The 26,037-nt window shown below is 61.3% G+C and carries 19 protein-coding genes and 2 rRNA genes (1 of these 21 running past the window's edge); 6 read left to right on the top strand and 15 right to left on the bottom strand.

Annotation, left to right across the window (positions count from 1 at the left end; all coding sequences use genetic code 11):
* Nucleotides 1–138: 138 nt before the first annotated feature.
* The 4 genes from AB4O16_RS19930 to AB4O16_RS19915 form a co-directional block, all read right to left on the bottom strand.
* Nucleotides 139–1,584, bottom strand: a complete 1,446-nt coding sequence (locus AB4O16_RS19930) for a SulP family inorganic anion transporter (RefSeq protein WP_460155622.1) — start codon at nucleotides 1,582–1,584, stop codon at nucleotides 139–141.
* Nucleotides 1,585–1,791: 207 nt separating this feature from the next.
* Entirely contained in the window at nucleotides 1,792–2,685 is an 894-nt protein-coding gene (locus tag AB4O16_RS19925; protein WP_460155621.1) for an NAD-dependent epimerase/dehydratase family protein, read from the bottom strand.
* A gap of 103 nt (nucleotides 2,686–2,788) precedes the next feature.
* A complete protein-coding gene (locus tag AB4O16_RS19920) occupies nucleotides 2,789–3,700 on the bottom strand; it encodes a LysR family transcriptional regulator (RefSeq protein WP_460155620.1) in 912 nt (303 codons plus the stop codon).
* A 147-nt stretch (nucleotides 3,701–3,847) separates the two neighbouring features.
* The gene (locus tag AB4O16_RS19915) at nucleotides 3,848–4,438 is read right to left on the bottom strand and encodes an NAD(P)H-dependent oxidoreductase (protein WP_460155619.1); all 591 of its coding nucleotides are present in this window, start codon (nucleotides 4,436–4,438) and stop codon (nucleotides 3,848–3,850) included.
* 162 nt (nucleotides 4,439–4,600) lie between these two features.
* On the opposite strand from AB4O16_RS19915, the gene AB4O16_RS19910 reads away from it, so the two are divergent.
* Nucleotides 4,601–4,915, top strand: a complete 315-nt coding sequence (locus AB4O16_RS19910) for a putative quinol monooxygenase (protein ID WP_460155618.1) — start codon at nucleotides 4,601–4,603, stop codon at nucleotides 4,913–4,915.
* Here AB4O16_RS19910 and AB4O16_RS19905 read toward each other — a convergent pair.
* The gene (locus AB4O16_RS19905; protein ID WP_460155617.1) at nucleotides 4,905–5,669 is read right to left on the bottom strand and encodes a sulfite exporter TauE/SafE family protein; all 765 of its coding nucleotides are present in this window, start codon (nucleotides 5,667–5,669) and stop codon (nucleotides 4,905–4,907) included. The two genes, AB4O16_RS19910 and AB4O16_RS19905, sit on opposite strands and share 11 nt — an antisense overlap.
* Before the next feature lie 217 nt (nucleotides 5,670–5,886).
* Between AB4O16_RS19905 and AB4O16_RS19900 the strand changes: the two genes are divergently transcribed.
* The 4 genes from AB4O16_RS19900 to AB4O16_RS19885 all read left to right on the top strand — a co-directional run bounded on the left by AB4O16_RS19900 (nucleotide 5,887) and on the right by AB4O16_RS19885 (nucleotide 8,264).
* On the top strand, nucleotides 5,887–6,771 hold the full coding sequence (locus AB4O16_RS19900) for a LysR substrate-binding domain-containing protein (protein ID WP_460155616.1): 885 nt from the start codon (nucleotides 5,887–5,889) through the stop codon (nucleotides 6,769–6,771).
* A 45-nt stretch (nucleotides 6,772–6,816) separates the two neighbouring features.
* Nucleotides 6,817–7,392, top strand: coding sequence for an NAD(P)H-dependent oxidoreductase (locus AB4O16_RS19895; RefSeq protein WP_160389527.1), 576 nt, complete (start codon nucleotides 6,817–6,819; stop codon nucleotides 7,390–7,392).
* Between the two features lie 49 nt (nucleotides 7,393–7,441).
* Nucleotides 7,442–7,813 carry a MerR family transcriptional regulator gene (locus AB4O16_RS19890; protein ID WP_460155615.1) on the top strand — a complete coding sequence of 124 codons (372 nt, stop codon included), beginning with the start codon at nucleotides 7,442–7,444 and terminating at the stop codon, nucleotides 7,811–7,813.
* Between the two features lie 106 nt (nucleotides 7,814–7,919).
* The gene (locus AB4O16_RS19885) at nucleotides 7,920–8,264 is read left to right on the top strand and encodes a cupin domain-containing protein (protein ID WP_046038617.1); all 345 of its coding nucleotides are present in this window, start codon (nucleotides 7,920–7,922) and stop codon (nucleotides 8,262–8,264) included.
* A 161-nt stretch (nucleotides 8,265–8,425) separates the two neighbouring features.
* Here the strand turns inward: AB4O16_RS19885 and mmsB are convergent, their stop codons facing one another.
* A complete protein-coding gene (gene mmsB, locus AB4O16_RS19880; protein ID WP_460155614.1) occupies nucleotides 8,426–9,313 on the bottom strand; it encodes a 3-hydroxyisobutyrate dehydrogenase in 888 nt (295 codons plus the stop codon).
* Nucleotides 9,314–9,323: 10 nt separating this feature from the next.
* Nucleotides 9,324–10,847 (bottom strand): CoA-acylating methylmalonate-semialdehyde dehydrogenase, encoded by a 1,524-nt coding sequence (locus tag AB4O16_RS19875; protein WP_460155613.1) that lies wholly within the window; start codon nucleotides 10,845–10,847, stop codon nucleotides 9,324–9,326.
* 151 nt (nucleotides 10,848–10,998) lie between these two features.
* On the opposite strand from AB4O16_RS19875, the gene AB4O16_RS19870 reads away from it, so the two are divergent.
* Nucleotides 10,999–11,946, top strand: coding sequence for a LysR family transcriptional regulator (locus AB4O16_RS19870; RefSeq protein ID WP_095942484.1), 948 nt, complete (start codon nucleotides 10,999–11,001; stop codon nucleotides 11,944–11,946).
* On the opposite strand, the gene AB4O16_RS19865 is transcribed toward AB4O16_RS19870, so the two are convergent.
* The 8 genes from AB4O16_RS19865 to AB4O16_RS19830 form a co-directional block, all read right to left on the bottom strand.
* On the bottom strand, nucleotides 11,943–12,404 hold the full coding sequence (locus AB4O16_RS19865) for an OmpA family protein (RefSeq protein ID WP_160389537.1): 462 nt from the start codon (nucleotides 12,402–12,404) through the stop codon (nucleotides 11,943–11,945). The two genes, AB4O16_RS19870 and AB4O16_RS19865, sit on opposite strands and share 4 nt — an antisense overlap.
* A 44-nt stretch (nucleotides 12,405–12,448) precedes the next feature.
* On the bottom strand, nucleotides 12,449–13,717 hold the full coding sequence (locus AB4O16_RS19860) for a diguanylate cyclase domain-containing protein (RefSeq protein WP_460155612.1): 1,269 nt from the start codon (nucleotides 13,715–13,717) through the stop codon (nucleotides 12,449–12,451).
* Nucleotides 13,714–14,289: a YfiR family protein gene (locus AB4O16_RS19855; protein ID WP_460155611.1), complete on the bottom strand. Its 576-nt coding sequence runs from the start codon at nucleotides 14,287–14,289 to the stop codon at nucleotides 13,714–13,716. Before AB4O16_RS19855 ends, AB4O16_RS19860 begins: the two co-directional genes overlap by 4 nt.
* 119 nt (nucleotides 14,290–14,408) lie before the next feature.
* Nucleotides 14,409–16,517: an exodeoxyribonuclease V subunit alpha gene (recD, locus tag AB4O16_RS19850; protein WP_460155610.1), complete on the bottom strand. Its 2,109-nt coding sequence runs from the start codon at nucleotides 16,515–16,517 to the stop codon at nucleotides 14,409–14,411.
* Nucleotides 16,514–20,203 carry an exodeoxyribonuclease V subunit beta gene (gene recB, locus AB4O16_RS19845; RefSeq protein WP_460155609.1) on the bottom strand — a complete coding sequence of 1,230 codons (3,690 nt, stop codon included), beginning with the start codon at nucleotides 20,201–20,203 and terminating at the stop codon, nucleotides 16,514–16,516. The genes recD and recB overlap by 4 nt, the downstream gene beginning before the upstream one ends.
* Nucleotides 20,203–23,652 carry an exodeoxyribonuclease V subunit gamma gene (gene recC, locus AB4O16_RS19840; protein ID WP_460155608.1) on the bottom strand — a complete coding sequence of 1,150 codons (3,450 nt, stop codon included), beginning with the start codon at nucleotides 23,650–23,652 and terminating at the stop codon, nucleotides 20,203–20,205. The genes recB and recC overlap by 1 nt, the downstream gene beginning before the upstream one ends.
* Before the next feature lie 216 nt (nucleotides 23,653–23,868).
* Nucleotides 23,869–23,984, bottom strand: a 5S ribosomal RNA gene (gene rrf, locus AB4O16_RS19835).
* A gap of 169 nt (nucleotides 23,985–24,153) precedes the next feature.
* Nucleotides 24,154–26,037 (bottom strand): 23S ribosomal RNA (locus tag AB4O16_RS19830); it runs 1,010 nt beyond the window's last position.

Below are 26,037 nucleotides of genomic sequence, written 5' to 3'. Positions count from 1 at the left end.
AAACATTTCGACAGGCGATTATCAAACGAGGTGAAAGTAATTTTCGTGCAGAGGTAAGACGTGTCGCACAGAGGTATGCGTTGTCGCAAATAATGAAAATCAGGCAGGCGGATTTTCATCGCGCCTGCCTGATTGACTTCAGTCGTGCTGAATCCGCGCGCGCTTGAGCAATTTCTTGCAGCGCTCGGACAAATGCAGCACCCGCAGGTGCTTGCCGGCCTTGGCATAGCGCTCGCGCAAGGTGCCGAGCGCGGCAATGGCCGAGTAGTCGACGAAGCTCAGGTGACGGCAATCGAGCGTCACCTGCGCCGGGTCATTGGCCGGATCGAACTGATTGAGAAAGGGGGTGGTCGAGGCAAAAAACAGCGTGCCATGCACCCGATACAACTTGCTGCCGTCGTTCTCCAGATGACTGTCGGCGTATAGCTGCCGGGCCTGCTGCCAGGCGAAATTGAGCGCCGCGATGATGATCCCGCAGAGCACCGCCGTTGCCAGGTCGGTGAACACGGTGATCACCGTCACCGCGATGATCACCAGCACATCGTTCAACGGCACCTTGTTCAGCACCCGCAGCGAAGCCCAGGCGAAGGTCTGTTGCGACACCACGAACATCACCCCGACCAGCGCCGCCAGCGGAATGCGCTCGATCAGCGGCGACAGGAACAGGATGAACAGCAGGATCGACACCCCGGCCACCACCCCGGACAAGCGCCCGCGACCGCCGGAACTGAGGTTGATCACGGTCTGGCCGATCATGGCGCAGCCGCCCATGCCGCCGAATGCACCGGACACCATGTTCGCCGCCCCCAGCGCCACGCACTCGCGATCCGGGTAACCACGGCTCTCGGTGATTTCGTCGGTGAGGTTGAGGGTCAACAGGGTTTCCAGCAAGCCGACCAGCGCCATCAGGATCGCGTAGGGCGCGATGATGCGCAGGGTCTCCAGGTTCCACGGGATGTCCGGCAGCGCCAGCGTCGGCAAGCCACCGGCGATGTGCGCCATGTCGCCCAGGGTGCGGGTCGGCAGCCCAAGCAGATACACCGCCAGGCCCACGCCGAGGATCGCCACCAGTGCCGGCGGCACCGCGCGGGTCAGGCGCGGCAGCACATAGACAACGGCCATGGTCACCGCGACCAGCCCGAGCATCATGTACAGCGGCGTGCCGCTCAGCCAGGCCTCACCGTCCTTGAAGTGTTCCAGTTGCGCCAGGGCAATGATGATCGCCAGGCCGTTGACGAAGCCGAGCATCACCGGGTGCGGCACCATGCGTATCAGTTTGCCGAGCTTGAGCAGCCCGAACGCCATCATGATCAGCCCGCCCAGCAACACCGTGGCCAGCAAGTACTGCACGCCGTGTTGCACCACCAGCGCGACGATCACCACCGCCATCGAGCCGGCCGCGCCCGAGACCATCCCCGGTCGTCCGCCGAACAGCGCGGTCAGGGTGCAGATGATGAAGGCGCCATAGAGCCCCATCAGCGGATTGAGGTGGGCCACCAGCGCGAAGGCGATGCACTCGGGTAACAGGGCGAAGGAAGTGGTAAGTCCGGCCAGGACATCGGCGCGTAGACGTTTTGCTTTCATGGAGGGACCGCACACAGGGAGAGACGAAAAGAGTGTGCGGATGTTACGGAATCAGGGGCGGCGCGGCCAGTTGCAGGGACTTTGAAAACGCCATCGCGGGCAAGCCACGCTCCCACAGGTATTTTGCCGTTCACAAAATTATCGAACGACGCAAAACCTGTGGGAGCGGGCTTGCCCGCGATGGGGGCAACGCGGTCTAAAGCGAACTCACACCATCTCGTCGCGAATCCACTCGACCACCGACGTGCGCTTAGGCACCCAGCCCAGCAATTCCCGCGCATGCTTGCCGCGCACCCGGCTGTTGGAGCCCAAACCATAGTTGGCCATCTCATAGCCCCACTCGGCTTCGGCGTCCTTGAGCGGCCAGTCTTGCGGTTCGCCCAGGTTCAGCGCCTGGGCCATGGCGGTGGTCATGTCGATGAACGACGCTTCACCGCTTTCGACGAAGTAGAAGGTGCCCGGCACGTTATGGGTCAGCGCCAGCAGGTACAGGGCAACCACGTCCTCGATGTGTACGTTGGACCAGATGTTCCGGCCAGTGCCGACATGGCGCACCACCCCGCTTTTGCGTGCCTGCTTGAGCAGGCGCGGCAGCTGCACGCTGTCACGATGCACGCCCAGGCTGTGGCCGTAGATCAGCGTGTTGCAGATCACCGCCGAGTTCACCCCGTCCATGGCCGCCGCGAGGATCAGATTGTCGATGGCCACGCGCGCCGCCTTGTCGACGGTCGGTTGCGGCAGGTTGTCTTCGAAGTAGATGACATCACTGGATTTGCCGCCCGAGGCATCACCGACAATGCTCGATCCGCTGGTGTGCAGGAACACTTTGCCGGAACCGCGCAGGGCATCGAGCAAGGCCTCCACCGCGCCACGATGATCGCTGCTGGCCGCGTTGATCACCGCGTCCGCAGCCAGCGCCTGATCGGCCAACAGGGCGGAGTCGTCGAGGGTGCCGATCACCGGGACGATGCCCAGTGCCCGCAGCTCATCCGCTTGTTCGGCGCTGCGCACCAGGCCGGTGACGTTGTGGCCGGCCTGGACCAGGCCCGTGGCGATGGAGCCGCCGATAAAACCGGCAGCGCCGGTAACGAATACGTTCATGGAGAAACTCCCTGCGTGGATAAGTGATGCAAGGAGTATCCGGCAGCGATCCCTGCGGAAAAATCCCTGCCGACCCAATTCACTCTTGCGCAGGAATCACGAATCAGCCCTTGAAGTCTGCGCTCGCATAACGCGCCAACTTGCCCTGGATAAAGTCCAGGAAACATTGAATCCGCAGGGCCAGTTGCGAGTTGCGGTAGTACACCGCGTTGATCGGCTGGCGATAACCACTGTTGAATTCGGCCAGCAGCACTTTCAAGCGTCCGGCACGAATGTCCTCGATGGTCATGAAGTGCGACAGGCTGGCGATGCCCTGGCCGTCCAGTGCCAGATGGCGGATGGTCTCGCCGCTGGAGGCGCTGATCGACGCCTGGATCGGCCAGCGATCGCCATGCACGTAGCGCAGCGGCCATTGGTTGAGGCCTTCGTTCTGGGTGAACCCCAGCAGCGTATGGTCGGTCAGGTCCGCCACGGCTTGCGGCGTGCCGTGCTTTTCCAGGTACGCCGGGCTGGCGACGATGTGCAGCGGACTGCAACCCAGGGAGCGGGCATGCAACGTCGAGTCAGTCAGGGTGCCGATACGGATGGCGATGTCGGTGCTCTGCTCAAGCAGATCGATGATCAAATCGTTGCTGTTGAGTTCGAGCTGGATGTCGGGGTAGAGCCTGCGGAATTCATCGATGTAGGGCACGATGGCGTGCAGCATGAACGGTGATGCCGCGTTGATCCGCAGTCGCCCGGACGGCGTTTGCTGGCGTGAGGACAGGCGCTCTTCGAGCTCGTCCATCTGATCGAGAATGCGCTTGGCGTGCTCGAAGAAGTACTTGCCCTCTTCGGTCAGGTCCATGCGCCGCGTGGTGCGATTGATCAAGGTGGTGTCGAGCTTGGCCTCCAGCCGCGACAGCGTACGGCTGACCGCCGAAGGCGTTTGCCCGACCTGCTCGGCCGCCGCAGAAATCGACCCGCATTCAATCACGCAGACAAAAATCTGCAACTCATCGGATCTGGCTTTCACGTGTGTCCCTTATCGATAATTCAGCACAACGCATAAATCGCTCTTCGTAGGAGCCCGGCTTGCCGGCGATTGCGTCTTCATGAGCGCCATCGCCGGCAAGCCGGACTCCTACAGGTTCTGGCTTCAGGTATCGATAGTAGCCGAGCGTTACGCCTTCAGGCTAAACACCTCGGCCAGATGCTGCTCATAGCGCGCCACATCACTTTCGATGTTCGGGCGCTTCATCACGTCCACACACAGGAACGTCGGCAAACCGGTCATGCCGAGGAACTCGTTGGCTTTGTGGAACGGGAAATACACGGCGTCCACACCTTTGGCTTCGAAAAAGTCGGTCGGATCGTCGAAGGCTTGCTGCGGGGCGTTCCAGGTCAGCGACAGCATGTATTGCTTGCCGTGAATCAGGCCGCCGCTGCCGTATTTCTGCGAGGCGTCGGAACGGGTGCGGCCGTCGCTGGCGTAGAGGCTGCCATGCCCTTCGGTGAAGACTTCGTCGATGTACTTCTTCACGGTCCACGGCGCGCCCATCCACCAGCCGGGCATCTGGTAGATGATCACGTCGGCCCAGAGGAACTTGGCCACTTCTTCGGCGACGTCGTAGCCCTCGTCGATGAAAGTGGTTTTCACATCCATACCGCCGCGATCCAGCACGCTCAACGCGGCTTCATGCAGGGTGGCGTTGTAGCGGCCGTCGGAGTGCGCAAATTTTTTGCCGCCATTGAGTAACAGGACTTTTTTCATGGGAGGTCTCGGGAAGGTCGTGACTCGGATGGCGGCAGAGTACCGACCGGCCCCGCGCGGAATAAGCCTCGATCTGGCAAAATTCATTTGACCTACAAGCACGAATCGATAGGCGATTGTTGCCTTAGACTGGCGCCGATTCTGACTTGAGGAGAGATGCAAATGAGTGAAATCCAGGGCTTCATCCTGCACGCCAAGACCCGTCCGGAAAAATCCGACGCCTTCGAGGCGTTTTTCAGCGGCTACGTGCAAGCGAGCCGCGCCGAGCCCGGCTGCATCGAATACCACATGCTGCGCGACAAGCAGGACCCGAGCCTGTTCATCTTCTACGAGATCTGGCAATCACAGGCCCACCTCGACGTGCACTCGAACCTGCCGCACATGAAGCAGTTCCTCGAGCAGCGCGATGAATACCTGGAACGGGATTTCGAGATCCGCGCCATCGAGATGATCAGCCCGTCGTCCGCTAGCCGCTGATCAACAAGTGGCCGCCGAGCAAACCCAGGCCAACAAAAAAAACGCGCTTGAACCACAGGGCGCTGATCCGCTGGCGCAGTGACTGCCCCAGCCACATGCCGAGCATGGCCGGGATCAGCGCCAGCAGCGACGCGCTCAACTCGCCCCCGCCGAGCGCGCCGCGCCATAACAAGCCACCGGCCAGGGCCAGGGTCGAAACGGTGAACGACAGGCCCAGCGCCTGCACCATCTCGTCCTTGCTCAAACCCAGCGCTTGAAGATAGGGCACCGCCGGAATCACGAACACGCCGGTGGCCGACGTGATGACGCCGGTCAGCAGGCCGCACAGCGGACCGAGCCAGCCTTCGCGGTGAGGCTCTACGCGCAGGGTCGGCAGGCACAATCCGCTCAGCGCATAGAGCAACAGCGCTGCACCCAATCCCCGCACCACCCAGTGACCGCCGCTCATGCCGATCCACAGCGTGCCCGCCCCGGTGCCGATGAAGATCGCCAGCAACATCGGCCACAGTCGTTTGATCAACCCGGACAAATGCCCGCCGAACGCCAGTTGCCAGACGTTGGTGAGCGTTGCAGGAATGATCAGCAGCGCCGCTGCCTGCGACGGCGCCATAGCCAGACCGAGCAGGCCCATGGCGACCGTCGGCAGGCCGAGACCGATCATACCCTTGATCATGCCGGCCAGCACGAAGGTGCCGATTACCAGCAGAGACAGGGCCAAACCGAGATTCTGATAAAACGTCGAGAGTGTATTCATGGGGCTATGGTGAGCCCGCGGAGGGTGATTGAAAATCTGCCATATACTGAGGCTGCCTCTCTTCAGACAAGAGGCTGAATAATCGGGTGCGGCATCTGACGCCATCGCGGGCAAGCCCGCTCCCACAGGGGATTTGTGAACAACACATAACCACTGTGGGAGCGGGCTTGCCCGCGAAGAGGTCGGCCCGGACAACACCCATCCAGAGGTTGCTGCTATGCACTTCGACCTGATCGACCTACGCCTGTACCTGAACATCCTCGACGCCGGCAACATCACCGCCGGCGCCGCACGCAGTCATTTGTCCCTCGCGGCGGCCAGCGCACGAATTCGTGCCATGGAGGCGTCGCTGGGCGTCGAGTTTCTTCAGCGCAACCGTCGTGGGGTCAGCCCGACGCCAGCCGGCGATGCCCTGGCCCGACACGCCCGGGTTCTGCTGCAACAGGCCGAGCGCCTGCAACAGGAACTGGCCGAATACGCCAAGGGCGTCAAAGGCCAGGTGCGGCTGCTGTGCAATACCACGGCGATCACCGAGTACCTGCCAGAGCTGCTCGCGGACTTCCTGAGCAGCCATCCCAACCTCGACATCGACCTGCAGGAGCTGCCCAGCGCCCGCATCACCCATGCTTTGCGCCAGGGTGCGGCGGACCTGGGCATCGTGTCCGACGCGGTCGACACCGGTGACCTGCAGACCCAAGCGTTCCGCGATGACCCGCTGGTGCTGATCATGCCCGGCGACCATCCCTTGGCACAGGCCACCTCGCCGAGCTTCACCGACACGCTGCATCACGACTATGTCGGCCTGAATGCCAACAGCGCGCTGGCGGTGTATCTGGAAGAACAGGCACTGCACGCCGGCCTGCGCATGCAGATTCGCATCCGCGCCGACGGCTTCGATGGCGTGATGCGCATGGTCGCCCATGGGGCGGGCCTGGCGATTGTGCCGCTGGCCGCAGTCGATCGCAGTTCGGGCGCATTGCATTTCAAAAGCCTCGCCCTGCAAGAACCCTGGGCTCAACGCAAACTGCTGCTCTGCGCCCGGGATTTCACCGCGTTGCCGGGCTATGCCAAGGCCCTGCTGCACGCCTTGACTCTCCCCTGAGGGGCAGACTTTATCCTTGAGGCTTGATCTTCAAGGACCGCGACAATGGGCAAACGAATACTGGTGATCCTCGGGCATCCTTCAAGCAACAGCTTCTGCGCTGCCCTCGCTGAGCGTTACTCACAGTCGGCAGTGCGCGCCGGGCATGAGGTGCGTCAGTTGTTCCTGGGCAGCATGGATTTTGACCCGGTGCTGCGCGAAGGTTATCAGCAGGTCCAGCCGCTGGAGGCCGATCTGCGCAACGCCCAGGCCGACATCCTGTGGGCCGAACAGCTGACACTGGTTTATCCGATCTGGTGGGGTGGCGTACCGGCCTTGCTCAAGGGCTTTTTCGACCGGGTGTTCTTGCCGGGTTTTGCCTTCAAGTATCGCCAGGGCAAAGCTTTCCCCGACAAACTCCTGCGCGGCCGAACCGCCCACCTGCTGGTGACCATGGACACACCGCCCTGGTATTACCGATGGATCTACCGCATGCCCGGCCTGCACCAGGTGCGCAAGACCACGCTGGAGTTCTGTGGCATCAAGCCCACCCGAACCCTCACCTTCGGGCCAATTCTCGGCGCCAGCGCAGACCGGCATGCGGCCTGGTTGCGCCAGGCCGAAGCTATCGCCAGCGCTTGAGTCGGTCGATAATGCCCCGAGCCTTACCCTCGGAGAAAAGGACCTTCCCATGTACATCGGCCAAGCCGCGCAACGTTCCGGAACCACGGTCAAAAGCATCCGTCACTACGAGTCGATCGGCCTGCTGCCTGTCGCTCGACGCCAGGGCAAGTACCGCATCTATGACCAGCACAGCGTCGACCTGCTGATGTTCATCAAATGTGCCCAACAATTGGGGTTCCGACTCAAGGAATTGCACTCGGTCTTCGCCGGACATCAAGGCCCGCAACTGCCATGGGAACGGGCACACCAGGTCATCGCCAGCAAAAAACAGGAAATCGCCGAACGGATGGCGGCGCTGTCACAACAGCACGCGCAATTGGTCGAGTTCGAGAACAGCCTCGAACAATCCAGGCGCGATTGTCCGCTGACGCGTCCATGAGGACCGTGCGCTTATGGGCAGCTCAGTGTCGAGCACAGACAACTGACGGATGGACCGACGCTATAGGGTGCGACTTCAGTTCTTGAGCCCACTGCCCGGAGTCATCATGACCGCACCGATTACCGTACTTCGCGACACCCACCCCTTGCCCGTGCTCGACGCCTGCAAATGGGAAAAGCTCGAAGGCGACCCGCACACCGTCAACCTCAACGCCTACACCAGTGAAGACGGCAGCAAGATCATGGGCACCTGGATCTGCACGCCGGGCAAGTGGTACGTGGAATACGTGAAGTGGGAGTACTGCCATTTCCAGGAAGGCTACTGCATCATCACGCCCGAAGGCATGGCGCCGATCCACCTGCGTGCCGGTGACATTTTTGTCGTTGAGCCGGGGATGAAAGGCACCTGGGAAGTGGTGGAAACCGTGCGCAAATATTTCGTGTTTGCCTGATACAAAAAAACCGGGGGATCACCCGACGTGATCTCCCGGTAAATATCTTTGGGTACATTCAATTTTTGTAGGAGCGAGCTTGCTCGCGAAAAACCCGAGAACAACGCGGGGTGTCAGCCTCCCCGCATTATCGTTAACGACCATCGCGAGCAAGCTCGCTCCTACAGCGGTTTGCGATAGCCGTTGATGATCGCCGAGAAGTCCTGCCCACCCTCCCCACGCAAACTCATCGCCTGATACAGCTGCTGGGCCACCGCGCCGAGTACCACCGGCTGGTGCGCCTGACGCGCAGCTTCAGTGGCCAGCCCCAGATCCTTGAGCATCAGTTCGGCACCGAAACCACCGGTGTAACCGCGCGACGCCGGCGCCGTTTCGACGATGCCCGGCCACGGGTTGTACATCTCCGAACTCCAGCAACGCCCGGTTGAACTGTTGATGATGCCCGCCAGCACCTTGGTGTCGATGCCCAGGGCATCGCCCAGCGCCATGGCTTCGCTGACGCCGACCATGGAAATCCCCAACAGCAGGTTGTTGCAGATTTTCGCGATTTGCCCGGTGCCGACCTCACCACAATGGACGATGTTACGGCCCATCTGCGCCAGTACCGGCTGCAGGGTGGCGAACAGTTCAGGCGTGGCGCCGACCATGAAGGTCAGCGTCCCGGCGGCTGCACCACCGGTGCCGCCCGAGACCGGCGCATCGGCCATGGTCACGCCCTGTTTGGCAGCGGCGGCGGCCACGTCTCGTGCGGTCTGCGGATCGATGGTGCTGCAATCCACGGCCGGTACGCCCTTGCCGATACCGGCGAGCACGCCGTCTTCACCCAGCCACACGCTGCGCACATGCACCGCGGCAGGCAGCATGGTGATGACCAGTTCGGCACCTTCCGACGCTTCACGGGCCGACGCGCTGATGCTGCCGCCCAGTTGTTCCAGTTCCGCCAGCACGGTTTTGTTCAGGTCGACCAGGCGCAGCGCATGGCCGGCCTTGATCAGGTTGCGCGCCATCGGCGCGCCCATGTTGCCGAGACCGATAAAAGCGATTTTCATCTCCGGCTCCTTATCGCAAATTGATGGTGGTGTTCACACCGTCGTTGACGCTGTTGTCATCGAACCAGCGGCTGGTGACGGTCTTGGTCTGAGTGTAGAACTGCACCACTTGCTTGCCATACGGGCCGAGGTCGCCGAGCTTGGAGCCGCGCGAACCGGTGAAGCTGAAGAACGGGACCGGCACCGGAATCGGGATGTTGATGCCGACCTGGCCAACATCGATTTCGCTCTGGAATTTACGCGCCGCCGCACCGCTCTGGGTGAACAGGCCCGTGCCGTTACCGAACGGGTTGGCGTTGACCAGGGCGATGGCCTCATCAAGGGTGGCGACTTCCAGCACCACCAGCACCGGGCCGAAGATTTCCTGGGTGTAGATCTGCATGTCGGTGGTCACGCCGGAGAACAGGGTCGGGCCGACAAAGTTGCCCTTCTCGTAACCGGGAACCGTGATTTCGCGACCGTCCAGCTCCAGCTTGGCGCCTTCCTTGATGCCGCTTTCGATCAGGTCGAGAATCCGCGCCTTGGCTTTTTTCGAGATCACCGGGCCGACATCGGTACCCGGCTCGCTACCGGCATTCACGGTGAGTTTCTGCGCCAGCGCTTTCAGGTCCGGTAGCCATTGCTTGGCCGCGCCCACCAGCACCACCACCGAGGTGGCCATACAGCGTTGACCGGCGGCACCGAAACCGGCACCCACCAGCGCATTCAGCGCTTGCTCGCGGTTGGCGTCCGGCAGCACCACGGCGTGGTTCTTCGCGCCCATCATCGACTGCACACGCTTGCCGTGTTTGCCGGCCAGGTCGTAAACGTGGGTACCGACGGCGGTCGAACCGACGAAGGACACCGCCTTGATGTCCTTGTGGGTGCAGAGCCCGTCCACCACATCCTTGCCGCCATGCACGACGTTGAGCACGCCGGCCGGAATGCCCGCCTCGATCGCCAGCTCCACCAGGAGCATGGTCGACATCGGGTCCTGTTCGGACGGCTTGAGTACGAAGGTGTTGCCGCAGGCGATGGCCATCGGGAACATCCACAGCGGAATCATCGCCGGGAAGTTGAACGGGGTGATGCCGGCACACACGCCGATCGGCTGGCGCAGGGTGTAGGTGTCGACGCCGCCGGCGACGTTTTCAGCGAACTCGCCCATTTGCAGGCTGCCGATGGAGCAGGCGTGCTCGACCACTTCCAGGCCACGGAAAATATCGCCCTCGGCGTCGGCAATGGTCTTGCCCTGCTCGGCGCTCAGGACCACGGCGATGCGCTTGGAGTGTTCGCGGATCAGCGCCTGCAGCTTGAGCATGATGCGCATGCGCGCACCGATGGGAGTCAGTTTCCAGGTCTGGAAGGCACGATGGGCGGCACTGATGGCGGCGTCGACTTCTTCGGCGGTGGCAAACGGCACTTTGGCCAGCACTTGCTGGGTCGCCGGGTTGATGATGTCGTGCCATTCGGTGGACTTGGATTCGACCCACTGGCCGTCGATCAACAGTTTGACCTTTTGCACGGTGGTGTCGTTGGGCGTGAGCGATGTCATGTGGGTCTCCTGGACTTTGTTCTTATCAGGGGAGCCAAGGCGAAAAAGTTCGCCTTGAGATGAGGCGTGTGCCGCGAATTGGTTGTCGGGCTGTTTTTGGAGTATAGATGTGCAAACTTCTGATAAGAACGCACATAAAAACCGGTCCAACATGCAAAAAAACATCACCTCCCTCGGTTCGCTGAACTGGGATGACCTCAAGTTTTTCCTCGAAGTCGCCCGCACCCGCAAGGCCAGCACCGCGGCCAAGCGCCTGGCGGTCGACTACACCACGGTGTCGCGACGCATCAGTTCACTGGAAACGGCGCTGGGCACGTTGCTGTTCGAAAAATCCCGGACCAACGGCTTCGTCCTGACCGCCGAGGGCCAGCGGTTGATGGGTTATGCCGAGTCGATCGAAAGCACCCTGCACATGGCGTGCGAGCAGGTTTCCGGGTCCGGAGTGGCGCTGTCAGGCCATGTACGCATGGGCTGCACCGAAGGCTTCGGCAGCTTTTTCATCACGCCGCAGCTGAGCCACTTCGTCGATACCTACCCGGCCATCTCGGTGGACATCCTGCCGTTGCCGCACTTCATCAGCCTGTCCAAGCGCGAAGCCGACATCGTCATCGCCCTGGAGCGCCCAGAGCACGGCCCGTACGTCTGCTGCAAACTGTGCGACTACCGGTTGCAGCTGTACGCGACCCAGGACTACCTGGACAACCATCCGCCGATCCGCAAACCCGCCGATTTGGCCAAGCATTCATTTATCAGCTACGTCGACGACCTCGCGTTCAGCTCGGAGCTGTTGTACCTGGCCAACGTATTGCCCGGCGCCAGTGCCAACCTGCGCAGCACCAGCGTGATCGCGCAGTTCGTGGCAGCGCAGCAAGGACGCTCACTGGCGATCCTGCCCTGCTTCCTCGCCACCCAGGACCCGCGCCTGCTGCCGGTGTTGCCGCAGGAAATCAACATCACCCGCCAGTTCTGGATGTACTGCCGCGAGGATCTGCGCAAGTTGAAGCGGATCACCCTGTTGTGGGATTACATCCGCCAGGTCACCGAGCAGAATCAGGGCCTGCTGATGGGGGAAAGTCGGGAGATGCTGTTCGCCGATTAGTCGGAGCTGACCACGATGGCGACCCGGCGATTTTCGGTGCGGCCGCTGGAGGTGTTGTTGCTGGCCACCGGTACGCTGCTGCCCAGGCCGCGCAGCTGGATGTTTTCCGGTGGCATGCCGACGGTGTTGAGGACCTTGGCAACGCTTTTCGCCCGACGCACGGACAGTTGCTCGTTGTAGGCTTCTTTACCCGATGCGTCGGTGTGACCATCGACCCGCACTCGCTCGATACCCACACCGAGCAGCGCCTTGCCGATGCGTTCGACGATCTCGGTGCTCTGCTTGTTCAGGCTGTCGTCGTCACTGCCAAACAGGACCTTGCCGGACAAGCCGAAGGCCCAGCCATCGTCGGTCAGTTCGAACCCCTGCTGTTTCAGTACGGCGATTTGCGCCGGGGTCAGGCCTTTGGGGGTGGTCTGGCAACCGGTCAGGCTCAATAAAGCCACGAGCAGGGTCATGGTGAAAAAACGCAGGGAACGCGGGTTGAAAGTGAACACTGAAATCAGCTCCTGTCTTGAACATCGGCGGCAGGGTGCTCCGACCCTGCCGTGTACTGTGCGCCTCGGGACAGGCGCTTGGCCTGATACATCGCAGCATCGGCGGCGTTGAGCAGGGCACCCGGCGTTGCGCCATGATCCGGGTACACCGCGACGCCGATACTGAGCGAGGTCAACACCTGGGTACTGCCCGGCAATGGAATCGGCATGTCCATGCTGGCCAGAATCTTGTCGGCAATTCGCTCGGCGTCTGCGGTCTTGTGCAGCGGTGTCAGCAACACGGCAAACTCATCGCCACCCAACCGCGCCACCAGGTCTTCTTCTCGCAGTTGCGCGCGAACCCGGTTGGCCACGGCGACCAACACCGCGTCCCCCGCCGCGTGGCCGAAATTGTCGTTGATCTCCTTGAAGCGATCGCTGTCGAGAAACAGCACCGCCACTCGCTCGCCAAGCTTGTTGGCGTTGCGCAGCGCGCGCATCAGGCGGCCTTCGAAAAACGCCCGGTTGGGCAATCCCGTGAGGCTGTCGTGACTGGCCTTGTGCGCCAGGGTTTCGTTTTCGCTTTGCAGGTGCGATTGCCAGGACTCGAGTTCATCGAGCAGGGCATTGAAGTCGTTGCCGAAATCATCGAGCTCGACAATGTCGGCCGGCGGCACGCGCTTGTCGAAGGCACGCTCACTGCGCACGGCGTGGGCGACAGCGGCCAGGTTGCGCAGGGGTTGGGTGATCCCGCGAAGTTGGCGGCGCGCCAAAAACAGCGCAACCCAGGCACTGATGGCCGTGCACAAGACGATGCCCACCAGGCCGCTGAGCAAAAAGCGCATCAGGCTGCCGCCGTAGCCCGTGAGCTTGATGCTGCCGATTTCCTGTCCTTGATGGACGATCGGCAGGCTCATCGGCTCTTCGAGAAAGGCTTTGGCGAGGTGCAGTTCGAGATCGGATACCCATCCGGTTTCCGGTCGTTGCCAGCGGGCCAGCAAATGGCCGTGCCGGTCGAACACCTGGGCGTCGGCCACTTCTTCGGTGGAGGCAATCAACGCCAGCGCTTCAGTGGTGGCGGCCTTATCGTTGAACACCACTGCGGCTTCCACGGTGTAGCTGATCGAGCGGGCAATCAGGTGCAGGTTGTGATCGGCGTACACGCGCAAGGCCAGCACGCCGAGCAACGTCAGCGAAACACTGGCCATGGCGACGCCCACCAGCGCAACGAGCAAGTTGCCGCGACCGATGACCGAATGCAAAGTCGGGCGGCTGCCCGGTGTCAGTAGTTTCATGGGGCCGCCGGCTTGCGACGGGACAGTTGCAACACGCTCGGATGAATGCGTACGCCACTGCGGGCGACGGAGTCGAGGTTGACCTCGAATGACACCTGCTCGTCGCTGACCCGCAAGCAAAACAGGCTGCCGACGGAGCATTGCTCGTCATTCTCGCTGATGCTCAACACCGGATGCCCGACCAACGCGGCAAACAATCGGCTGCGTTCTTCGCCGGTCAGCTTGCCGATATAAACCGCATCGCAGTCAGTGGCAATCGAAGGGTTGTCGGCCAGCAAACGTTGCACCGTCACAGGTCGACCGGTTGCCTGGGTGGTGCCTTTGACCAGGTCGTCGGTGTATTCGGTAGGGCCAACCAGGCACAAGCGCAGCAGCAAAGGCTCAACGGGCCAGCGGGCATAGCTGAGGATGCCGAGAACCACCTGAGTCACCGCTTTGGCGCGCTGGTCCGCCATGCCCACTGGGGCTTGCGATTGAGCGAAAGCTACGCTGGCCAGCAGACAAAGAAGGATGGCCAGCAGCGCTTTTTTACAGCCAACGACGCGCTCTGTCGTCCTGACAGCCACCTTCATGCAGGGATACTCTTGGATCGTAGCGAAATGATGCCGCAACGATAGCACAGCGAGGAAATGCCAGCGAGGCCGCGTACTACGCAGCCTCGGACAATTTCCTACACCGTGCTACTGGCCCTTCAGTCGCTCGGCTCGCTGCTTTCCTTTAGCTCCAGCATCAACCCGCTCAAGCGTTTGACCCGGCGTTTCACCGCCTCTTCAAACACGCCCGCACGCGACTCGATCAGGGTGAACCAGTCCTTGGCCCGGGTGATTCCGGTGTAGATCAGTTCCTTGGTGAGCACCGGATTCAAGGCGTCAGGAAGAATCAACGCGGTATGCGCGAACTCCGAGCCCTGGGATTTATGTACGGTCATGGCGTACACGGTTTCGACATCATTCAGGCGACTGGGCAGGACAAACCGCACGCCGCCCTGGCCATCATTGCGTGGGAATGCCACTCGCAGCACCTGGTTTCCAGTTTCATGGCCTTGCTGTTCCGGGAGCTTGAGGGCGATGCCGATATCGCCGTTCATCAAACCCAGCCCGTAATCGTTGCGGGTCATCAGCACAGGGCGACCTTCGTACCACTGTTGGTCGCTGTCGATCAGGCGTGCCCTCAGCAATGCGTCGGTCACTCGCTGGTTCAAGCCCTCCACACCCCACGGCCCCTTGCGCACGGCACACAACAACTGGAACGCGTCGAAGGCCTGCAACACTTGCCTGGCCCAATCAATCCAGCGCGAATCATCCAGCGGGCTGTCGAGTGGCGGCCGCTGATTGCGCAGCACGCTCAGGTAGTGCCGATAGCCCTGCGGGCCCTCACCGTGACCGTCGAGAAGCAAACGCTCCAGGGCCCGGTCCTGCTCGCCCTTGAGGGACAGGCAATAGACATCGTCGTGGCTTCGCGCAGACAGCAACTTGCGGGCTTCTTCGGGTTGCTGCTGGTTGACCCAACGCGCCAGTTGACCAATACCGCTGCCCTCACCGAATCGCCGGGAATGGCGCAACATCACCACCTGTTGGGCCAACGGATGAGTGCCCTGCGTATCCTCCTGCAGGCCGCTGGCCTGCAGGCTTTCGCCGCTGACGGCTTCCAGCCACTGGCGTGTCTGCGGGCTGTACCAGCCAGCCTCCGCGTCGCGACACAGATCCCCGAGTACCGCACCAGCTTCTACCGAAGCCAGTTGATCCTTGTCACCCAGCAGCACGAGGCGCGCATGGGCCGGCAAGGCGTCGAGCAGGTTGGCCATCATTTCCAGGTCGATCATCGAGGCCTCGTCCACCACCAGCACATCCAGCGGCAGGCGATTGCCCGCGTGGTGCCGGAAATGGCGAGTCCCGGGCCGGCTGCCGAGCAGGCGGTGAACGGTGGTGACGTCGGACGGGATCTTCTCGCGTATGGCTTCGCTGACCTTCAAGGTGCGCACTTGCTGACTGATGGACTCGGTCAGCCGCGCCGCGGCCTTGCCGGTCGGTGCCGCGAGGCGAATGCGCAGGGGCATGCCGGCCTCGACCGCCGGTGCCTGGAGCAACGCCAGCAAGCGCACGACGGTGGTGGTCTTGCCGGTTCCCGGCCCCCCCGTGACGATGCTGAAGGCGCTGCGGGTCGCCAAGGCACAGGCGAGCTTCTGCCAGTCGATCACTTCACCGGGGCGGGCAGGACCAAACAAACCACTGAGACGCTGGAGCAAGTCGTCGGGCGTGGATTCGTGCTCCGTCAGGCGCTCGCGCAACGAGAGGTCGATCCGTCGCTCGTAGGCCCAATAGCGGCGCAGGTACAGGCGTTTCCCGGATAACACCAATGGCCGTTCGCGCACGCTGTCACGACTGTCGGCAGCCAGTGCGACCAGGTCGCTGGCGGCCAGGACCTTGCACCAGTGAGCCCCGTCCAGCGATCCGAGCAATTGCGAGGGCAACAGCATCGCGCCGCCTTGCACATCACCTTCGGGTGGCAGCGACAGGGCGAAGTCCGGTTCCTTGAGCGTTTCGAACAGGTCGAGGCAGACATGCCCGTGGCCCAACTGGTGGCTGGTCAGCGCGGCGGCCAGCAGCACCAGCGGATCATCTTCCGGAGCCAGTTCATGCAGAAACGCCACAAAGGCTTTGTCCAGCGCGCGCAACCAGCCACGCTCGACCCAACGCGTGAGCAACAACAGCAAGTCGTCGGCACGACTCAGCGGCGCCAGTTCGGCCAGGCTTTCGGCGGCCAGCGATGTCGGCAACAAATCGGCGAATGTGCGCTTCATAGCAGTACTCCCTGTTCCCAGGCGGGCTCGGCCTTGGGCTCTGGCTTGCCCTGGAACAGTCTGTCCAGACGCTCGATCAGTTCTCGTGGCGGACGGGTAAAAAACACGCCCTGGCTGGCCGCGCGCGTACCGCGCAAAAACAGGTACAACGCACCGCCGACATGCCGGTCGTAGTCGTAATCGGCAAGCCGCGCCTTGAGCTGGCGGTGCAGGGCCAGCAGGTACAACACGTATTGCAGGTCATAACGGTTGTCGAGAATCGACTGTTCCATGGCCTGCGGGGTATAGGCCGCATCATCGGCACCCAGCCAGTTGGATTTGTAGTCGGCAACGTAATAGCGGCCGTCGTGCTCGAACGTCAGGTCGATGAAGCCCTTGAACATGCCGTTGAGCTGCACCGGTTCGGCGGCCACCCGGGCCACGCCGTTATGGGTGTACTGGCACACCAGCGCATCGAGTTTCAGCACATCGACCTTATGGCTGGCGAACCAGAACTCCATCTCCACCTGGTATTGCGTCAATTGCTCGAACTTCACCGGGGGTTGATCGACACCCAGATGCAACGGCGACTTGAGCAGATGCTGCAGCCAGTCGCTCAGCGTAGCGATCCAGCCCTCCCAGCCTCGGCGATTGCAGCGACGGGCAATGGCGTCGATCACATCTTGTGGCGCCGCGGCAAAACCCTCGCTCCCCGCCCATTCGAGCAAACCATGCAGGAAGGTGCCGGGGTTCGGGCCGCGCGGGAAGCGATGGATATCGCCGCCACCGGCAACCACTTCTCTGGGCGCATGCGGATCGAGGCGTTCGTCATCGAACAGTTTTTGCGCCTGCGGGCTCTCCGGGGCCTCGTCCGTGCCGACACTCAGGGTGTCGCCGATGCGCAACGCGCTGTAGGACGCGATCCACCAGTTTTCGCTGGCCTTGCGTTTCGGGATCAACGGAGGCAGCAGCGCCGCTTCGTTTTGCGGTGGCTGGTAATGCTCTGCAGTCGCTTCAGGCATCTGGGCATAGGTCAGCGCCGGGCAGTCCTGTTGCAGATCCCGCAACCACTGCAACAACGCCGGGGAATCGGCCAATGGCGCACCGCCGCCCAACAGATAACCCAATGCCGAAAGGTGCAGCACCGAGCCGTTGTTGTTGCCGCGCTTGAGATCGGCCACCCCCAGCCAGCAGGCGTGTTGCGCCCGAGTCAGGGCGACATAGAGCAAGCGCAGATCCTCGGCCAGACGCTCATCGTCAGCCAGGGCAATCAACTCTGGCGTCGGCTTCAACGTGACCTGGGCATTGCCTGATTCATCGTGGTAATGCAGCGGCAGGCGGCTGCCATCCACCGGTTTCGCCGAGCAAATGAACGGCAGGAACACCAAGGGGTATTCAAGGCCTTTGGACTTGTGGATGGTCACGACCTTGACCAGTTGCTCATCGCTTTCCAGACGCAGGATCTGCTCTTCGCCGGCCTGCCCGGACAACGCCAGGTGTTCGGACAGATGCCGGATCAGGGCTTGCTCGCCATCGAGTTCGGCGGCCGCCTGCTGCAGCAACTCGGACAGGTGCAGAAGGTTGGTCAACACGCGTTCGCCGTCACTGCGGGCGATCAGTGCCTGGGGCAGGCGGAAGTCGTGCAGCAGGCGACGCAGCATCGGCAGTACACCCTGCTTGCGCCAGACTTCGCGATAGCCGCGGAACTGCATGACCCTGGATTCCCAGGCCAACTCGTCCTGATTCAGGCGCTCAAGTTCGCCCAGGGAAAGGTTCAAGGTGATGCTGGCCAACGCGGCCCGCAGCGGTCGCTCGACATCCGGCTCGGCGCACGCCTTGAGCCAGGTGAGCACGTCATGTGCCTCCTGGGCGGCAAACACCGAGTCCTTGTCCGACAGGTAAACACTGCGCACGCCACGGGCGGCCAATTGCCCACGAACCGCCTGCGCCTCCTTGCCGTCGCGCACCAGGATGGCGATGTCCGCCGGCAGCAGGCCCCGGAAGGTTTTGCCGTCCTGGATGAACCCCGCTTGCCCCTGCTGTCCGCCATTGAGCAATGCCGTGATTTCACTGGCGCAGGCCGCCGCCAGTTGTTGCCGGTACACCGCACCGGACAACGGTTGTTCGGCCGGCAAGTGCCAGATGTTCAAGGCCGGCATTGCCTGATCATTGATGCGCAGGACTTCTTTGCGGCCCTGGGAGGCAACCGGCATGAACGGAACCGGGTTGTCGCCATTGTTCTGCCGAAAGAGGAAAGCGCCGCGTCCTGACTGCCGAACTTCGGCGCGTTCGAACACATGGTTCACCGCGTCGACCATGCCGTGGCTCGAGCGGAAGTTGGTGCCCAGGGTATGCAGTCGGCCGGTGGTGGCCTGGCGGGCACGCAGGTAGGTATGGATGTCAGCGCCGCGAAAGGCGTAGATCGCCTGCTTCGGGTCGCCGATCAGGAACAGACCACACTCGGGGCTGTTCTCTTCGATGCGGTAGATGCTCTCGAAGATCCGGTATTGCACCGGGTCGGTGTCCTGGAACTCGTCGATCAGGGCGACCGGAAACTGTTCACGAATCAGGGTGGCCAGGCGCTCGCCGCCATCGGACTGCAAGGCCGCATCGAGGCGCAGCAACATGTCGTCGAAACCCATTTCCGCACGGCGGCGTTTCTCTTCCTCGAACCGTGCCCCGACCCAGCGAGCCGCGTGTTGCAGCACGGCGGCATCAGGCGTTGGCAAGCCATCGAGACAGGCCTTGAGGCCGGCCATCGCATCGAGCCCCGGATGTCGAGGCGCTTCGCCCTTCCAGGCTTCGGCCATGCCGTCCGGGGTCAGGCGCGTGAAACCGGTGCCGATATCCAGTTGCTCGAGGGATTCGTCTTCGGCCCAGGCCTTGATCTTTTCGAACCAGGGCTCGAAATAGCGAGCCTGCATCTTGCGACCGTCGACACTCTTGCTGGCAACGCCCTGGTGGCAGATGGCAAGCAACTCGTCCGCCCACTGCAGCCAGGGCTTTTTCAGGTCAATCAGGGCAACCCGTCGCTCTTGCAGGCATTGCGAAATCAACTCGGCGGGTTCTTTCCCTTCAAGCGTATCGCGCTCGCTGGCGAACAGCGCACGAATCCGCGGCAGCAGCGCCGCCGGCCCGCCCCAGTTGCTGCGCACCCAATTCAGCGCGTCACCTTGCATCGGGTAACAGAACAGCCGCCAGTAATCGCGCAGGACCTCTCCCAGCAAGTCGCTGTGGTCGGTTTCCAGGGTCTGGGTAAACAGGCTGCCGCTGTCGAACGCGTGCTCGCGCAACATGCGCTGGCACCAACTGTGGATGGTCGACACCGCCGCCTCGTCCATCCACTGGGCGGCGATGTCCAGACGGTTTGCGCACCCGGGCCATTGCTCGGGCAAGTACTGATTACGCAACTCGGCAATCAGGCTGTCGGGGGCTGGTGTTTCATCGCGGAAAAATCGTGCGGCCTCGGCGAGCCGCGTGCGAATGCGTTCGCGCAACTCTTTGGTGGCGGCGTCGGTGAAGGTTACGACGAGGATTTGCGGCGGCAACAGCTCACGTCCGAAGCCACTGTCCTCCCCGCCATTGCCCAGCACCAGACGCAGGTACAACGCGGAAATGGTGAAGGTCTTGCCGGTCCCGGCGCTGGCTTCGATCAACTGACTGCCACGCAGCGGGAAGGCCAGGGCCAGGGGTGTCTTCGAGCTCATCAACGCGACTCCTCGCTGGACAGTGAACGCCAGGGTGCTTCAAGAAGCGGGCGATAGAGTGCATCACACCAATCGGGGAACGTCTCATCGGCGGCCAGGGCATCGTAATCGGCGAACTGACGGGCGAGCGCCGGACTTTCGCGACGCTCCCCGTCCGTGGTCTGCCCGTCGCCTTCATAGGCCTTGCGCGCAGCGGCCTGGGCTTTGACCGGGTCGGTTTGCCCCAGCCACGCAAAAGCTGTCTTGACCGCGATCGGCAACGGCTGGCGCATGCCCGACTGCCAGGCCATCAACAGGTCACAGAGGATCTTGCGCGCAGCGGCCGCCTCCAGAGGGGCGAGCAACAGGCTGTCGTCGCTGGCCACCAGCGCGGTGGTCAACGCCATGCCACTGGCACAAGCCACCAGGTGGGTGAGCCACGGGCGTGTCAGCCGATGCCATTTGCGCGACTTGATCGAGCCGATGCTGTTGGGAATCGTAGTGATAGACAGCAAACCACCATCGGCGCGCTGATGCAGGCCGCTGAGCCAGCCCTCGATGTGCAGGCCTTGCAGTTCAAGATTGACGGGCAACGCACTACCCAGAGGTGTCGGCCACAACGCCAAGAGCTGTTGGTGGCGTTGCAGCAGGTCAGGCAATGGCTCGATCAACTCGCGTTGCAGGCACTCGCCGAACCCGGCCATGGGCAGCAGTCCGCTGTTTTGCAGGCGTTGCGCCTGATCCGCCAGTGCCTGCGCGGTATTGTCCGGATCAGCCAGCGCCGCTTCGAGCAATCGGTCGCTGAGGCCGTAACGCTGCAACGCATCGAGGACAAAGGGCTCTTCATCGGCCAGCGGCACTTCCGCCGCCTCGAAGAAGACCTTCAGTCTCTGGCTGAAAAAATGCCGTACCGGATTGCGCAGGAAATCCTGCAGTTGACCGAGACTCAGTGGTTCATCCTGAACGTGAGGCCCGAGCACTTCGGCGCTCGCCTGTTGCTCTGCCGCTTGATGAAGCACCTGCCATTCGCTGGCGTAGCTGAACGACTCATCGCCTTCGTGAAAGTAGCGGGCGCTGAAGGGTTGCAGCGGGTGTTCCCGGGTCATGGCCGCAAGCAGATCCTCGTCACTGTGTGCCGATCGCCAACCGCTGGCCAGGTGGTCGCGCAACTGGCCGATCAATACCGACGCCGGCCGCTCGCTGTTGTCGCGGATGCTGCGGCCCACCCAACTGATGTAGAGCTGGTCCCGTGCCGACAGCAAGGCTTCCAGCAGCAGGTAGCGGTCATCTTCGCGCCGGGAGCGATCGCCCGGACGGTAGTCACTGCCCATCAGATCGAAGTCCAGCGGCGGTTGCGCGCGCGGATAATCGCCGTCATTCATGCCAAGCAGGCACACCAGTTTGAAGGGGATGGCGCGCATGGGCATCAAGGTGCAGAAGTTGACGGCTCCGGCCAGAAAGCGTTGGGACAAACGGCCCTGATCCAGACCTGCAAGCCAGGCTTCGCGGACGACCGTCAACGGCAACTCGTCCTGCAACCCGACGGACTCGCAGGTCTCGAGCCAGGTCTCGCGCAGCTCCTCGAGCTGGGCCAGCAAGTAGTCATCGTGTTCGTTGCTGGCAAGGAAGAACAGCTGCACCAACCCCTGCAAGCGCAAGCCCCATTGCTGCGGGGGAGAAGGTTGAGAGAGTTCGTGGTGAGCGACTTCCAACGCGTCCAGCAGAGCAACCAGCGGACCGATGAGCGCGGCGTCCAGGCCACCGATTTCGTCGTAGGGCTCGATACCCTCATAAGCATCGGCGCTGCCAACGGCATAACCGAGCAACATCCGGCGCAAACCGAAACGCCAGCTGTTTTGTTCCAGTTCATTGGGCAGCCCGAGCCCGGCACGTTGTTCGGCATTCATGCCCCAGCGAATGCCGGCACCCTCGATCCAGCGGTGCAGCGTCGGCAGGTCACGCTCCTCGACACCAAAGCGAGCGCGCAGTGCGGGAACGTCCAGCAGATCGAGAATCTCACTGACGGGGAATCGGCTGTCAGGCAGCTTGAGCAGGTGCTCGACCGCAATCAGCAATGGATCGCGACCACGCTGGCCCTGGTCGGCCAGGGTAAATGGAATGAAGCGCGGATCCTTGCGGTCAAGCTGGCCAAACACGGCACGAATATGCGGGGCGTAGCTGTCGATGTCCGGGACCATCACGATGATGTCCCGCGGCCGCAGTGTCGGGTTGGCGCTGAAGCGCGCGAGCAGTTGGTCGTGGAGGATCTCGACCTCTCGCTGGGCGCTGTGGGCAATGTGAAAACGGATCGATTCGTCGGTCTGCAAATCGATGGCCGGCCAGCGTTCCCGAGTCTCGTTGAGGGGACGCAATTCGAGGATATCGTCCTGCAACTGGTTGAGTGCATTCAGCGGCTGACCGTCACTGAACAGGTCGATGCGCCCGTCGCGAAATGCCGAGCGATAGCTGTTGGGATCGTCGTAGCTGTCGAGCAGGTTGATGTAGTCCCGCCCCTGCTTGCCCCAGGCTGCCAGTAGCGGGTGGGCATGCTGGTGCAGGGTTTGCGGATCGATCACTGCCGGCATGCCACTCTTGCGGGCCTGACGTTTGTATTGATGCCGCAACAGGTCTTTATCGGCGACGATGTCCGCCCAATGGTGACGACACGGGTTGTGTACGCACAGCAGGACCTGACTGAATCGTGCCAGTCCCGCCAGCGCTTCCAGGGCTTGGGCAGGCAGCGAAGAAATCCCGAAAACGATCACTCGCGAGGGCAATCCCTTGGGGGCGACTTCGAGGTTATTGATGCGTTCGACAAAGCGCTGATGGGCACCGGCACGGCTCTGCGCCATGCCTTCTTCTCCCACATCCAGCAAGAGTGCGCGCCACAACTCTGCCTGCCAGCAATTGGCCGGACTCAGTGGCTTGGCTTCGCCCCTGGCGCTTCTTGTCTGATGTCGTCCTTCTGCCCAGTCTTCGAGCCAGTCAGCCCGATAAACCTGGTACTGGTCGAACAGATCCGCCAGTCGCTCGGCCAATTGATAACGTTTGCGCAGATCGCTGTCATGGGTCAGGAAACGCTGCAGCGGCTCGAAGTGCGGCTGGTTGATCAACTGCGGCAGCAGTCGCATCAGACGCCAGGTCAGCGGTGCTTTATCGAGCAAAGACTTGGCCGGAATTTCGTCGCGGCCAAGGACCATGCGATAGAGCTGCCACATGAAACTGCCGGGCAACTGCACATCGATGGCGGCAGCGATTCCGCAGCCGCCCATGTCGTCTTCCTCAGAATCTTCCGCCAGTGCCAGCTTCAACCATTGGGCAATGCCATTGCTTTGCACCAACGCGATTTCATTCTCCAGGGGAGCCAGCGGGTAGCGCCGCATCCAGCTGACCACCAGACTGCGCAACTCGTCCAGGCGGTTGCCGTGAACCACCATAAAACCAGCGCTGAGGGACGTCGCGTCCGGCATATAGGCTTCCTTGGAAAACAAATTCGAGGGACGACTTTAGCATTTGTAGGAGCGAGCTTGCTCCGGGCGGCGTTCCGACGATGGTCGTCAACGATGACGCTGGCTGTCTGGGGCCCCGTGGTGTCCTGGCGTTTTTCGCGAGCAGGCTCGCTCCTACAATGCGGCGCAAAAACAAAACCCCTACCTGCATACGCAGATAGGGGTTTCGGAATTTAATCTTGACGATGACCTACTCTCACATGGGGAAACCCCACACTACCATCGGCGATGCATCGTTTCACTGCTGAGTTCGGGATGGGATCAGGTGGTTCCAACGCTCTATGGTCGTCAAGAAATTCGGGTACTGAGTCGTGACCGGATGGCCTCGCTTCAGCAAATTGGGTATGTGACAGCTTGGTGTTTTGTGAGTATCACGAACTTTCGGTTCATTTCGTCTTCACACACCGCAATCTGGTCTCTTTCGTTTCTTCAACTAGGAGCATCAAATTGCTTGGGTGTTATATGGTCAAGCCTCACGGGCAATTAGTATTGGTTAGCTCAACGCCTCACAGCGCTTACACACCCAACCTATCAACGTCGTAGTCTTCGACGGCCCTTCAGGGGACTCAAGGTCCCAGTGAGATCTCATCTTGAGGCTAGTTTCCCGCTTAGATGCTTTCAGCGGTTATCTATTCCGAACATAGCTACCCGGCAATGCCACTGGCGTGACAACCGGAACACCAGAGGTTCGTCCACTCCGGTCCTCTCGTACTAGGAGCAGCCCCTCTCAAATCTCAAACGTCCACGGCAGATAGGGACCGAACTGTCTCACGACGTTCTAAACCCAGCTCGCGTACCACTTTAAATGGCGAACAGCCATACCCTTGGGACCGGCTTCAGCCCCAGGATGTGATGAGCCGACATCGAGGTGCCAAACACCGCCGTCGATATGAACTCTTGGGCGGTATCAGCCTGTTATCCCCGGAGTACCTTTTATCCGTTGAGCGATGGCCCTTCCATACAGAACCACCGGATCACTAAGACCTACTTTCGTACCTGCTCGACGTGTCTGTCTCGCAGTCAAGCGCGCTTTTGCCTTTATACTCTACGACCGATTTCCGACCGGTCTGAGCGCACCTTCGTACTCCTCCGTTACTCTTTAGGAGGAGACCGCCCCAGTCAAACTACCCACCATACACTGTCCTCGATCCGGATAACGGACCTGAGTTAGAACCTCAAAGTTGCCAGGGTGGTATTTCAAGGTTGGCTCCACGCGAACTGGCGTCCACGCTTCAAAGCCTCCCACCTATCCTACACAAGCAAATTCAAAGTCCAGTGCAAAGCTATAGTAAAGGTTCACGGGGTCTTTCCGTCTAGCCGCGGATACACTGCATCTTCACAGCGATTTCAATTTCACTGAGTCTCGGGTGGAGACAGCGCCGCCATCGTTACGCCATTCGTGCAGGTCGGAACTTACCCGACAAGGAATTTCGCTACCTTAGGACCGTTATAGTTACGGCCGCCGTTTACCGGGGCTTCGATCAAGAGCTTCGCGTTAGCTAACCCCATCAATTAACCTTCCGGCACCGGGCAGGCGTCACACCCTATACGTCCACTTTCGTGTTTGCAGAGTGCTGTGTTTTTAATAAACAGTCGCAGCGGCCTGGTATCTTCGACCGGCGTGGGCTTACGGAGCAAGTCCTTCACCCTCACCGGCGCACCTTCTCCCGAAGTTACGGTGCCATTTTGCCTAGTTCCTTCACCCGAGTTCTCTCAAGCGCCTTGGTATTCTCTACCCAACCACCTGTGTCGGTTTGGGGTACGGTTCCTGGTTACCTGAAGCTTAGAAGCTTTTCTTGGAAGCATGGCATCAACCACTTCGTGTTCTAAAAGAACACTCGTCATCAGCTCTCGGCCTTAGAATCCCGGATTTACCTAAGATTCCAGCCTACCACCTTAAACTTGGACAACCAACGCCAAGCTGGCCTAGCCTTCTCCGTCCCTCCATCGCAATAACCAGAAGTACAGGAATATTAACCTGTTTTCCATCGACTACGCTTTTCAGCCTCGCCTTAGGGACCGACTAACCCTGCGTCGATTAACGTTGCGCAGGAAACCTTGGTCTTTCGGCGTGGGTGTTTTTCACACCCATTGTCGTTACTCATGTCAGCATTCGCACTTCTGATACCTCCAGCAAGCTTCTCAACTCACCTTCACAGGCTTACAGAACGCTCCTCTACCGCATCACCCGAAGGTGATACCCGTAGCTTCGGTGTATGGTTTGAGCCCCGTTACATCTTCCGCGCAGGCCGACTCGACTAGTGAGCTATTACGCTTTCTTTAAAGGGTGGCTGCTTCTAAGCCAACCTCCTAGCTGTCTAAGCCTTCCCACATCGTTTCCCACTT

It is taken from the genome of Pseudomonas sp. S2_H10, from assembly GCF_054668285.1.
This window is presented reverse-complemented; position numbering and strand designations above follow the sequence as displayed.